Origin of the sequence: Enterovibrio norvegicus DSM 15893 (assembly GCF_900115495.1) — a bacterium.
Lineage (GTDB): Bacteria > Pseudomonadota > Gammaproteobacteria > Enterobacterales > Vibrionaceae > Enterovibrio > Enterovibrio norvegicus.
In genome coordinates this window covers 52,247-65,266 of record NZ_FOWR01000006.1, presented here as the reverse complement: position 1 = coordinate 65,266, position 13,020 = coordinate 52,247, and the positions used below count along the sequence as shown (strand labels likewise).

Here is a 13,020-nt window from a genome sequence, read left to right as displayed (position 1 = left end):
TGTCGGTATAGACATAAAGACCTCAGCGTAATTAAAAAAGCCACCGTTCTTGGTGGCTTTGTTTATTTTCATTCTGGGTCAGCGGCTGTTGCCATTTACTCAGTATTCGACATTCACTTCATAGCTGGTGAATTTACGAATATTGATGACGCCAGTGTCGAAAATCAAGTATTGCCCTTTGATGCCTTCCAGTACGCCAGATACCACGGGCTCTTTATCAAAATTGTGGGAGACGATTTTGGTAGGGTGTTGAGTGACAGGGTAACTAATAGTGACGATGTCATGGAATATTGGATCAATCGCATCGAAGCCATACTGAATGCGAAGGCTATACAGTTTGGCATCAATCAAAGGCAGCAAGCGTCTCGCTTCCGCTTTCAAATCTAAAGGCTCGTTATCGCCTTTGAGTAGGGCGCGCCAATTGGTTTTGTCTGCCACAAACTCGGCAAGGGCTATTTCTACTAACCCTGATAGGTGACGATTCTTCACTTTAATGATCGGAAGTGCTTGCGTCGCCCCCTGATCTATCCAACGCGTCGGAATTTGGCTCGCGCGGGTGATACCCACTTTCAACCCTGATGTGTTAGACAGATAAACGATGTGGTCTGTCATACAGAATTGCTCACCCCATTCAGGCTCTCTGCAGGTGCCTTCTGCGAAGTGACACGTTTCAGGCTTCATAATGCACATGTCGCACCGCGCAAGTTTCCTCATGCAGGTGAAGCAATGTCCTTGGCTAAAACTTTTATTGGTTTTATTGCCACAAGCATCGCAATAGATATTGCCAGTGTGCGTGAGGGTGAGTGACTTACCGATAAGGGGTGTTAGCTCAACCTGATTTTCGCCGACGAGAAGGGTGTAACGCACAGTGTCTTCAAGTGCGCTTTTCATTTTGCTCAAAGTACCAGTAATCATGGTTTTATTATTGTTGTCCTTTACGTGGGAGCAGTTTACCAGAAACGGTCAAAAATTTTAGGTGATCAAAACAGCAAACGACATCATTGAGACGTCAGCAAAAAGTAAGGGTGTGCGACGTTCGGGCGTTAGACGAGAAGAGAATGTCAGCGCGAGGATAAAAGGAATTAAAAACCGATGAAACGAGGGCTTATTTCACCGGCCTAGACATTCATGTGTTTGAACACATGCCGTTAACGCAAAGTCTTAGCGTTTCACAATACCGCTGTTCAAATCGATATAAAGAGACAGCGACACAATCAACACATTCTTCTCAATGTCTTCATTGATATCGTCGATCACAAACAAATCAGCATCAGAGTCTGCAGTGTTGTTTTCGGCGAGTTGGATAATGTCTTGTTGAATTTCACCATAAACCGTCAGTTCTTTGACTTTTTCATAGTGTCCATAATCAAGTAAAGCAGCAGGAGCAAGTTCGGGTTTCGCCATCACAGAGGTTGAAGCGATAAGGGCGGCGGCAAGTAGGGGCAAAGTAAAAAAGCGCATCGGGATGGTCCATCATTCTTAGTATTAGCAAAATTTTGCCACACTCATTTTTTATATTTGTCAGTGGTTAGTCAGAATCGCTTTATTGTGCGGTAAAAAAAGTGACTTTTATGGAATAGCTGCGAATTGTTTGGGGTAACTCACATTTCTACAAGGATCGGACAATGATCCGTGAGTCTATAGGTCGCGACAGCATGGTATGAATACTGATACTGCTTCGTTTTAGGTGGGATTACGACATCGATAGCACCTGGGCTAGCAATGATATGGTCGATCAGTTTTCTATAGACAACATGCTCCCAGCGCTTGGTGCGATAGTTATACTTACGGGCTTTACACTTACTTTTCGTGTTCTGTGTCAGATTTACGACATTCTCTTCGCCCACCTCTTTGATGAGCGCCTTCCAAACCCACTCGTTTTTATCGTTTAAGTAATGGTTGAAATCACCCGCAACCACAAACTCTTCATTCAGTTTTGTGCGTGTGTTTATCCAAACGGACAACGCTTCAATTTGTCGGTCGAGTTTCTTGCAACTGTTGTTACGACGGACAGGGGTTTCAAAGCAGCCGGATTTTAAGTGAATAGAAAGTAAATGAAGGGAAGGTTTGCCTTCTCGTTCTACTTCTATGTAAGCGCCATAGCGTAAATTACCATCAGAGAGGAAAGTAGGAAGACCAAGTGGTTTGTAATCGGGATGATCAATCACTGAGATCCCTTTTCTTACTGCCCAACCTGTAAACTGACCACTGCCTCGGCTGTGCTTAAATCGCGCCTTTCTATCAGACAAATAGATGTTGTATTCGTTTATATCGAGCACTTTCGCGAGTACGTCTTCAGAATCGACTTCTTGGAAGGCAATAAGGTCGGGATTAATCACGGCAGACACGGTTTTCAACATTAAGTAATCGTCTTTGGTGCGCTTACTTTGAATCATGTCATTTTTGTCGGATAACCACTCCATATTCCACGTAGCAATGGAGAGAGAGGCGTGGGCGGAGTGCGTGAAAAAGAGTGATAACAAAGCGAAAGCGAGTATGTCACGCCATGCAGATGTGTTTACAGCTTGCCGGGAGCTGGCAATAGAAAACGGGAAGACGCTGTTCTTTACGCAGCTGCTGTCTGTGACGCTAAAACGCATAAAAGTCGTGTTTCTCTCTTTATTATCTTTTCGTTCCATTGAGAGCGAACCACAGCTTCTCAATTGCGTTGACTTAAAGCAACCCCAAGTAAATCGATGAATGACGCTGAATCCTGCGTATCGAGGTTGTCTGTTATATTGGGCGATAGTAGTGCATACAGTATACGATGTTTTTTCAAACTGACATTTTTGCGTTATGCGTATCACTTTTTTACAGCGTTTTCTCAAATATTGAAGCTTATCCGCACTAATCGAATAGATAAAAAACGCATCCTATTTGGCCATGATCTAAATCAATGAATTTGTCCCTTCGTGATCGTCTAATGCACCACATATTGTAGATGTCACTATCAACTTACCCATATTTGGTATTTGTTGACGGGTTGGACACTAACGTGATACGCACCAATTTCTCATGAAATTAGCAGAATAAATGCTGTTAATTAGGGTGCTTTTGTGTGTATCGCCATGACGCCACAGTGATCGAGTGATTTACGTATTTCAATGCTTGCCTTTCTTAATTTAGGCGAGCATGGCTGTTTTTTCTTTATCAGTTACTGGGTGTATTAGGACTATTCGTTGAGGAGTTTTTTGTGAAACCTGTTGTCATCAAACGTGATGGATGTCGCGTGCCATTCCAACGTCAACGCATTGAAGATGCGGTCATTAGCGCTGCACATAATATCGAAGACATGGATCGCGCCTATGCAGCTGCGGTTGCAGATGGCGTTCTTGCGCAATTTATGCGTGCAGACGACGTTGATATCCATCAGATCCAAGACGCAGTCGAAAACCATTTGATGGCAGGTCCACATAAAGCGGTCGCGCGTGCATACATTGAATACCGTCATGATCGCGACAGCATTCGCGAGCGCAAAAGCCGTCTAAACCATGAGATCCGTGGCTTGGTTGAACAGACTAACTCTGACATCCTTAACGAAAACGCAAACAAAGACAGCAAAGTGATCCCAACACAGCGTGATTTGTTGGCGGGTATCGTGGCGAAACACTACGCCACCCAATACATGTTGCCAAAATCGGTTGTTCGCGCACACGAGCAAGGCGATATTCACTACCACGATTTGGACTATGCCCCGTTCTTCCCAATGTTTAACTGCATGTTGATCGACCTTGAAGGCATGTTGACCAAAGGGTTCAAGATGGGTAATGCGGAAATTGATCAACCTAAATCAATTTCAACAGCAACGGCAGTTACTGCACAAATCATCGCTCAAGTGGCGAGCCACATTTACGGCGGCACGACGATCAACCGTATCGACGAAACCCTCGCACCGTATGTTGAAATCAGCTACGAAAAACACCTTGCTGTTGCGCGTGAGTGGAACATTGCTGATGCAGAAAGCTATGCAGAATCACGCACTGAGAAAGAGTGTTATGACGCGTTCCAATCGCTCGAATATGAAGTAAACACACTGCATACCGCAAACGGACAAACGCCGTTTGTGACGTTTGGTTTTGGTTTGGGTGAATCATGGGCTGCGCGCATGATCCAATCTTCCATTCTGAAAAACCGCATCGCGGGTTTGGGTAAAAATCGCAAGACTGCGGTATTCCCGAAATTGGTCTTCAGCGTAAAAGCGGGCTTGAACCTGAAAGACGGTGAGCCGAACTACGACATCAAGAAACTGGCATTGGAATGTGCGTCTAAGCGTATGTATCCAGACATCTTGAACTACGATCGCGTGGTGGAAGTGACTGGGTCATTCAAAACTCCGATGGGCTGCCGTAGCTTCTTGTCAGCGTATGAAGAAAATGGCGAGCTGATCCACGAGGGGCGTAACAACCTTGGCGTGATCAGCCTGAACTTGCCGCGCATTGCGATTCGTGCAAATGGCTGTGAGAAAACCTTCTACAAACTGCTGGATGAAGTGATGGCGGTTGCGCGTGAAGGTTTGGATTCACGCATTGCTCGCTTAGATGGTGTGAAGGCACGTGTTGCCCCGATTCTTTATATGGAAGGCGCTTGTGGTGTTCGCTTGAAGGCGGATGACGACATCAGCGAGATCTTCAAGAATGGCCGTTCTTCGATTTCAATGGGCTATATCGGCCTTCATGAAACTATGAATGCCTTGTATGGCACTGAGCAGCATGTGTACGACTCGCCAGCATTGCGGGAGAAAGCCATTGCCATTATTCAGCACATGAAAGCGGCGACTGATCGCTGGAAAGATGAGACTGGTTATGGTTTCAGCCTTTACAGCACGCCTAGTGAAAACTTGTGCAGCCGTTTCTGCAAAATCGACACGAAAGAGTTTGGTTTGGTTGATGGCGTGACTGACAAAGGTTACTACACCAATAGCTTTCACCTTGATGTAGAGAAAAGCGTTAACCCGTACGACAAGATCGACTTTGAAATGCCTTACCCGCCAATCGCGAACGGTGGCTTCATTTGTTACGGCGAATACCCGAATATTCAGCACAACGTTGAAGCACTCGAAAATGTGTGGGATTACAGCTACGAACGCGTGCCTTACTATGGCACAAACACACCGATTGATGAATGTTACGAATGTGGCTTCATGGGTGAGTTTGAATGTTCGAGTAAAGGTTTTGTCTGCCCAAGTTGTGGCAACCATGATTCAACCAAAGTGTCAGTGACACGTCGTGTTTGTGGTTACCTGGGGAGCCCTGATGCACGTCCGTTTAACGACGGAAAGCAAGAAGAAGTAAAACGTCGCGTTAAACATATGTAAGGCAGTGTCATGAATTTCCATCAATATTATCCGGTTGACGTTGTCAACGGCGAAGGAACGCGTTGTACCTTGTTTGTTGCAGGGTGTGAGCACCAATGTCGAGGCTGCTATAACCAATCTACTTGGTCGCTGAATTCAGGACAGGTTTTTGATAAGCAGATGGAAGATCGTGTGATTGCTGACTTGAATGACACCCGTATCAAACGCAGAGGATTGTCTTTAAGTGGCGGCGATCCGCTTCATCCTGCCAATGTGCCAGCGGTGCTTGCCTTGGTGAAGCGTGTGCGCGCTGAGTGTGAAGGCAAAGATGTTTGGTTATGGTCTGGGTATGAGCTTGCGAATTTAACGCAAGAACAGCAGGCTGTGATTGATCTCGTTGACGTACTGATAGACGGCAAATATGAAAAAGAGCTGGCGAGTCCGTCGTTACCTTGGCGTGGCAGTGCTAACCAAGTGATTCATCGTTTGACACTCGTCTAACAATTCTTATTGATACATATCATAAGCTTAATGCCGCTCACTCAGCGGCATTTTTTATGCCCGCCGAAAAAGGTCAACAGACCTTAGTCATCGAGTTTGATATTATATACTGTTGAACATTCACTCGATTCAGCATTGTCTTCGCACTAAGGACACCGAATGAAACGACATAACCTGCAACGATGCAGAATGGCGCTGTGCAAGTTTGCCTTCTTCTCTTTGCTTTCCTTGGCTTTCGCTAGCCCCTTCTCTGTTTCGCACGCCGCGACCGACTCTCCGGTTTATGAACATGCATCTGACGGCAAATTGCTGCTCGGAGAAAAAGAGTGGGTGAAAGTGGATACCATTGGCGTGGTTGCCAAAGCGCGTGTCGATACGGGCGCAACAACCTCGTCAATCAGCGCCGTCGACATCAAACCGTTCGAACGCGATGGGAATAAATGGGTTAAATTCCGCTTGGCGCATGACAACAAAGAAAGTGATGTGCTGGAATCTCGCGTTGTGCGCACTGTGCGTATCATTCAATCGAGCGCGGAAGGGTATGATCGTCGCTATGTTGTCGCATTGCCAATCACCATAGGGGACGTGACAGAAAAGACGGAGTTCACCTTGCGTGATCGACACCATCTCAATTTCCCCGTTCTTCTTGGTCGTACCTATTTGAAGGGGACGGCACTTGTCGATGTTAGCCGAAAATTCGTTCAACCCAAACCTAACGCGACGCGGTAAAACCTCACCTGTCGATTAAAATGTCAACACGTCTGTAAACGTGTAAAGCGAGCGCAACGGTAATGATTACCTTTGCGCTTTTTTTGATTTGCGCTTCGCGCATGTTCTAGTAATGTAGACGCATCACGTTTTAAATAGCCGTTAAATAAGGAAGTTACCCATGCTAGATCTGCTCACTCCGGCGCAACAAGATCCGATTTTGTCACTCTCCATTGCTTACCGACAAGATGCGCGTGCGGACAAAATGGATCTTGGGATTGGCGTATACAAGGATAGCCAAGGCAATACCCCTATCATGCAAGCCGTGAAAGTGGCTCAGCAGCAACTTGCCGATGAACAAACAACGAAAAGCTATGTTGGCCTTGCAGGCAATGAAGCCTTCAACCAGGCAATGACGGATTTGTTGCTCAAAGGCACTGACGGGTATCAGCGCTGTGCGACAGTGCAAACACCCGGCGCGAGCGGTGCGTTACGTATGTTGGCTGATTTGATGTTCCTCGCCAAACCTGTCACCACGGTTTGGATCAGCGACCCGAGTTACGTGAACCACAAACCTGTCATGGAAGCTGCAGGTTTGACGGTGAAGTTTTACCCTTACTTTAATGCAGCGACCAAACAAGTTGATGCCGATGCCATGCTTGATGCATTGTCTAAAGCTGGTTCGGACGATGTAGTACTACTTCATGGTTGTTGCCACAACCCAACCGGTGCAGACATTCGCCCTGAGCATTGGCAGGTGATCAATGAGCTTGCGCAGAAGAACGGCTTTACACCTTTCGTAGACATTGCGTATCAAGGTTTTGGTGCGGGTTTAGAAGAAGATACACAAGGTTTACGTTTGCTGGCAGATTCCGTCGAAGAAATGCTTATCGCCACCTCGTGCTCAAAGAATTTCGGCTTATACCGTGAACGTACCGGTGCCGCCATTGTGATTGGTAAAAATGCGCAGGAAGCCATGAACGCGAAAGGGCGTGTGCTTCAATTGGCGCGTGCAACATACACCATGCCACCTGATCATGGCGCAGCAATCGTAGAAACGATCCTCACCAGCGACACGCTAACGCAGCAATGGCGTTCTGAACTCGACGCAATGCGTGGTCGAATTTTGTCGCTGCGTGAAGCGTTGTGTACGTCTTTGGTTGAGCGTTGTGGTGATAATCGTTTTGATTTCATCAAGCAGCACCAAGGCATGTTCTCTATGCTGGGTCTGTCTCCAGAGCAAATTGGCAAACTGCGTGATGAGTTTGGTATCTATGCGGTGGGTGATAGCCGCATTAATGTGGCGGGGCTGACTGAATCGCGCATTGATTACCTTGCAGATGCATTGGTGAAAGTGTCTTCGTAAACGTTTTTACTCATTGCCTCTTCGTGATGCTATTGCGTGTTTGAATGCACGCCATACCAATGTAAAAGCCAGCTTCGTGCTGGCTTTTTTGCCTTTGAAGGTTAAAAAAAGTGTGTGCCAAAACAAGGAATGTCAGCAAAGGCGGGGATTCTCATCATGCGATCACTGCTGATTTAACCGTGCACATATTTTGGTAAAAGATCCCAGTTCTCATTTTTGACCTACAACCCTGACAGTGCGTTGTGACTATATTTCCATATATCCTGTTAAGTAATCCATATGGTCACTATGTCAGCTCGCTCCTGCTGGTTTTCAGCTTCTTTCCTTTTTCGATGCATGCTTGTGGGCGTGTGTTACTTCTCTGTCCTGTTTAATATTTCTAATGCCCAGCTGACCGCGAATACAGAGCTTCACGAGACAAAACCACGTAACTCAATGGTAAAAAAAGAAAACGAAGAGACGGTTGTTCTTTCCACTGCCAATGAAGAAAAGGTGCTGATTTATTTAGAAAGTATCGGATTGATAACCCCTCAAATGAGTCTCCAAGAGAAACAACATATTCTCCAAGACTATCTACGTCCATCTCATGAGTTTGACCTTAGAAAGCACAAACCTCCGACGGTGAATGTGACGTCTCAATGAAAAGTACTAAAGGAACCATGACTTCGTTTCGACATATTTCAGTGAGGTTGGGTGTTTGCTGCTGAAATAGCTAAATGCCTAAGTTGGCAATGTGAATCGGTGGCGGTTACCGCGACCTATTCATGGCAACCGGTTCAGAAAAGAGGACGCCTTGGCATATGAACATTGTAAAAAGCCTCGCACTTGTTGTCTTATCCTGTGCATGTACGTTATCGGTAAACGCGCACACGCCGTTTGACCGCTCTATCGTTAACGAAGAAAAAGTGATCGCCTATCTTAAACGAAGTGGTGTGCTGCCGGACAATGCGTCGCCAGAAGACATTCGAAAAGCACTCGATGCCTATTTGAGTGGTGATCAGCCTTTCGATGACGGTGTGTTCACCAAGAAAAACTTAGAAAACCGTCAACAAATACTAAAACGAAAAACGCAGCTAGATGCCCCAAAAGAGAAGACAAAGCGGTTTTCGTTTCTCCGTTCAGTGCCGAATACACGGACCGACCGCGTGTTGGCCATCCTGATTGATTTCCCCGATCTGCCTTACGACGATAACCGCTTAGAACCGCAGCACACCGACATGTTCTATGACAGTTATCCAGCTGTTCATTATCAGGATCTCCTGTTTGGTGATGAATATGCAGGGCCGAACGGTGAAACCTTGATCACCATGCGTCAGTATTATGAACAAGAATCCGGTGGTAGCTACAGTGTTGCTGGGGCCGTTGCGGGTTGGTATCGCGCGAAGCATTCTTCTGCATATTATGGCGCGCATACTGACTCAGGCGCTAAAGATGCCAACGCCAGAGACTTGGTAAAAGAAGCGCTCGATGCGCTCGTTCAAGATGGCTCGATAAACCTTGCCGATTACGATAACGAAGATCGGTATGACGTTGATGGTGATGGAGACTATTTTGAACCTGACGGTATTATCGACCACTTAATGATTTTCCATTCCTCCGTCGGTGAAGAAGCGGGTGGGGGCGCGCTTGGTCAGGATGCCCTTTGGTCGCACCGTTGGAATCTTCCTGCCGTTTATGAGCTAGAAGGCACCGAAAGCGGTTTATCCCATTGGAACGGAAAATACGCCGCTTACGATTACACCATGCAGCCGATTGACGCGGCAGCGGGTGTTGCCGCGCATGAATATGGGCATGATTTGGGCTTGCCTGATGAATATGACACCCAATATTCGGGCGAGGGTGAGCCCGTGTCGTCTTGGTCGATCATGTCTTCTGGATCGTGGGCAGGGAAAATCCCAGGCTCGGAACCTGTTGCGTTTAGTGCGTGGGCGAAAGAGTTTCTGTATGCCCAAATGGGAGGGAATTGGCTAAACGCTGTGACTTATTCATTGGACGATTTGGCGGGCACAACCAAAACAGTTCGATTGGCTGAAACCGTTGAGAATGACGACGGCACAAACCATGTGCGCATCAATCTACCCAACAAAGAAATCGTTGAAATCCTGCCTTATGCAGGGGAGTACCAGTACTACTCTGGCAAAGGAGACGATTTACACAACAGCATGTCAGTAGAAGTGACGCTGCCAACCGCGGAAACCATTTCACTCTCCTTCGATACGCACTATGACGTCGAACCTGACTACGATTTCGCTCGTGTACTCATCGATGGTGAACCTATTTCGGGCAATATCACCACTTACGATGATCCGCTCGGCTCGGGCTTAGTGCCCGCCGTTCACAGCTATTCCAAAGATCACCCAGACAACGTGAATGGTTGGGTGCCTGCGGTGTTTGACTTGTCAGCGTATTCAGGGCAAACCGTGACTCTCACGTTTGAGTACATCACCGATGGGGGCTGGGTTGAACAGGGGTTTTACGCAGACAACATTTTGGTGGTCGCTGACGGAGACACAGTGCTGTCAGACGATGCCGAATCTGACAGCGATTTTGCCTTTAATGGTTACACCAAGAATGACGGTAATGGGTATTACGCTCATTACTACATGCTTCAATGGCGCAGTCATGCTGGCGTCGATGAAGGGTTAAAGAACCTTCAACGAAGCGGAGACCGCTGGCAGTATGAGCCGGGGTTGTTGGTGTGGTATGCCGACGATTCTCATTCTGATAACTGGGTAGGGCAACACCCCGGCAAAGGGTGGTTAGGGGTTGTTGATGCCGACCAATTTGCACTGACGTGGACAGATCTTGGCGAATCAGCGTCGACCAAATATCAGATTCGTGATGCGGTATTTAGTTTACAAGACCAAGCGCCTATTGATGTGAGTTTTGACGACATTGGTACATTGATTGACGACGCATTGAATGCAATCCCGACGTTTGATGATCGCAGTGACTATTCCAATCCTGATCAGCCTGATGCTGGGCGAATTATTCCCCAATATGGTCTTAGTATCACTGTGATTGAACAAGCGGAAGATAACCATTATGGCGTTGTAGAAATTACGCTTGATGATGATGCACCTGTTGCGGCATTCAGCTCAGACATTGATGGAAATCAAGTGATTTTTATCGATCAATCCAGTGACAGAGAAGGGGCAATAACGCAGTGGTCATGGGATTTTGGTGATGGGTATCGTTCGAGTGAACAACACCCTGTTCATGTGTATTCTCAAGGTGGTATCTATTCGGTGTCGCTGACAGTGACAGACGCATTTGGGCAGACAAACACAGAGACACAGCGTGTGACCTTGAATGTCGCACCTGAAGCCGATTTTGATGTCATTCAAGCAGGCAAATGGGCGCTATTCATATCAGCATCGACAGACAGTGATGGCGACATTAACAAATACCACTGGAATTTTGGTGATGGAAGGCAAGCGACATCCTCTGTCGGTATCGTATGGCATACCTATAGGAAACGCGGCAAATATGACGTTAGGCATACTGTGACTGATGATTTAGGTGGAACCGACTCTGAAATCAAAAAAATTAAGGTCAAGAAATGGAAGTGGTGGTAGTTGGGGTGGGTGAAATAATGAATCTCTCACTTTCGTTTTCCTAATAAAAAGCCAGCATGTTAATGCTGGCTTTTTTATTCTTATTTTTGTGCGTATTTCGGCTTTTGGAATAAATATCACGCGCTGTCTGTTTTGACAGCGAGTTGTGATTATTTATTAAAAACTAATACGAAGCTGACAGGCACAGTATCTGACAGTGGAATGCCACCGACGGTTTCAGCTAATTTATTCAAGTTCTCAACAGGAATACCAAAATCCGATGCTTTGACAATCAGAGGCTTTACAGTGTAAGCAATGATTTGGTCATCATTTTTTAATACAGTCACTGGTACCGTGAGTTCTTTGCTGTTGCCATTTAGGGAAACATTGACTGGAATGGACTGGTTTGCACCTTCGATGCCATCGAGTGAGACGTTGCCAGAGATTGAAACATCGGGGTTGCTTCCCGATTGGAAGAAAATCTCATTGAGACGGGTATTGCGAATCGAAATACCCGTGTTAATGCTCGATAGTGCGGCTTTCACGGAAAAGCTACCGTCTTCATTTAGCATGCCACTTATATTGGTGAACTCTGCTGGTTCAACGACATATTGCTTTTTGATCGTTGCAAAGTTGATGGTGGAATTTTCACTGTCTACTTTGTATTGATCGGCAGCACTGGCTTGAAAAGATAAAGTAAGAAGAGCAACAGAGATAAGAGAAGAGAATGCTTTCATTTTATATACCTATAATCGACATTGTTTAAACATGATTCTTTATATTCCACTCGCTGTATAGTGATATTATTCGATGATTCAGTTTGGAATTTTCGATTGAATCGTTTATTTATAGTTTGTTTTAAAAATGATTAAAATGAAACTGATTGCTTATTGTCGGTATGATTTTTTATGTGCAATAGCAATAGCAATAGCAATAGCAATAGCAATAGCAATAGCAATAGCAATAGCAAGATGCTTGCTCAGCATGTAATTTGGACGTTATAAATACGATACTGATAGGAACGTGGGGTGTGTATACGTTGAAATTTATTGCAGTGCATGGAAAGCGTGTGGAAGGCAACAAATCTCGCCTTTGAGGTGTTCTCATTGCCCGTAAAGCTCTGCTATGATCCCCCAACATTTACTTAGGTGTTAACTGCATGAAAATCCATCGAATTAACCCAACTGCTCGTTGGTCTGACGTTACTGTATTTAATGGCATCGCACATTTCGTCGAAGTGCCTGAAAGCGATCTTGATGCAGACGTTAAAGGACAGACAGCCCAAATCTTCGAACAAGCAGAAGAAATGTTGGCAAGTGTAGGTAGCGATAAATCTCGCATTCTTTCCGTGACCATTTACGTCACAGATTTTGCAAACCTCGACGCGCTAAACGGCGTATGGGATGCATGGTTTGATGAAGGCACGGCACCAAGCCGCGCTTGTGTGAAAGTCGAGCTGGCCAATCCAAAATACCTGGTAGAAATGGCCTTTGTTGCCGCTGCGGGTGAAGACTACCAATAAGTTCTTGTGAAAAACGCCTTGTAGCAAGGTGTTTTTATATCCTGTTTAACGCTACACAACACATAAATGGGTC

General features: G+C 45.9%; 10 protein-coding genes. 6 read left to right on the top strand and 4 right to left on the bottom strand.

Translation table 11 applies throughout. From position 1 onward, the window contains the following. Positions 1-99 precede the first annotated feature (99 nt). From BM082_RS05200 to BM082_RS05190, 3 genes are all read right to left on the bottom strand, one after another. A complete protein-coding gene (locus tag BM082_RS05200) occupies positions 100-915 on the bottom strand; it encodes a DUF2797 domain-containing protein (protein ID WP_017010756.1) in 816 nt (271 codons plus the stop codon). A 246-nt stretch (positions 916-1,161) separates the two neighbouring features. Next, positions 1,162-1,461: a hypothetical protein gene (locus BM082_RS05195; RefSeq protein ID WP_017010757.1), complete on the bottom strand. Its 300-nt coding sequence runs from the start codon at positions 1,459-1,461 to the stop codon at positions 1,162-1,164. A 140-nt stretch (positions 1,462-1,601) separates the two neighbouring features. Continuing rightward, positions 1,602-2,639: an endonuclease/exonuclease/phosphatase family protein gene (locus BM082_RS05190; protein ID WP_244275936.1), complete on the bottom strand. Its 1,038-nt coding sequence runs from the start codon at positions 2,637-2,639 to the stop codon at positions 1,602-1,604. Between the two features lie 554 nt (positions 2,640-3,193). Between BM082_RS05190 and nrdD the strand changes: the two genes are divergently transcribed. The 5 genes from nrdD to BM082_RS05155 all read left to right on the top strand — a co-directional run bounded on the left by nrdD (position 3,194) and on the right by BM082_RS05155 (position 11,446). After that, entirely contained in the window at positions 3,194-5,314 is a 2,121-nt protein-coding gene (gene nrdD / locus BM082_RS05180) for an anaerobic ribonucleoside-triphosphate reductase (RefSeq protein ID WP_074925601.1), read from the top strand. A 9-nt stretch (positions 5,315-5,323) separates the two neighbouring features. Next, on the top strand, positions 5,324-5,794 hold the full coding sequence (gene nrdG / locus BM082_RS05175) for an anaerobic ribonucleoside-triphosphate reductase-activating protein (RefSeq protein WP_017017326.1): 471 nt from the start codon (positions 5,324-5,326) through the stop codon (positions 5,792-5,794). Positions 5,795-5,983: 189 nt separating this feature from the next. Next, positions 5,984-6,523 (top strand): ATP-dependent zinc protease family protein, encoded by a 540-nt coding sequence (locus BM082_RS05170; RefSeq protein ID WP_017017327.1) that lies wholly within the window; start codon positions 5,984-5,986, stop codon positions 6,521-6,523. Between the two features lie 160 nt (positions 6,524-6,683). After that, positions 6,684-7,868, top strand: a complete 1,185-nt coding sequence (locus BM082_RS05165) for an amino acid aminotransferase (protein WP_017017328.1) — start codon at positions 6,684-6,686, stop codon at positions 7,866-7,868. A gap of 800 nt (positions 7,869-8,668) precedes the next feature. After that, positions 8,669-11,446: an immune inhibitor A domain-containing protein gene (locus BM082_RS05155; protein WP_074925600.1), complete on the top strand. Its 2,778-nt coding sequence runs from the start codon at positions 8,669-8,671 to the stop codon at positions 11,444-11,446. A gap of 149 nt (positions 11,447-11,595) precedes the next feature. Here the strand turns inward: BM082_RS05155 and BM082_RS05150 are convergent, their stop codons facing one another. Then, positions 11,596-12,162 (bottom strand): YceI family protein, encoded by a 567-nt coding sequence (locus BM082_RS05150; protein ID WP_017017331.1) that lies wholly within the window; start codon positions 12,160-12,162, stop codon positions 11,596-11,598. A 422-nt stretch (positions 12,163-12,584) separates the two neighbouring features. Between BM082_RS05150 and BM082_RS05145 the strand changes: the two genes are divergently transcribed. Next, a complete protein-coding gene (locus tag BM082_RS05145; RefSeq protein ID WP_017017332.1) occupies positions 12,585-12,947 on the top strand; it encodes a RidA family protein in 363 nt (120 codons plus the stop codon). The last annotated feature ends 73 nt before the right edge of the window (positions 12,948-13,020 follow it).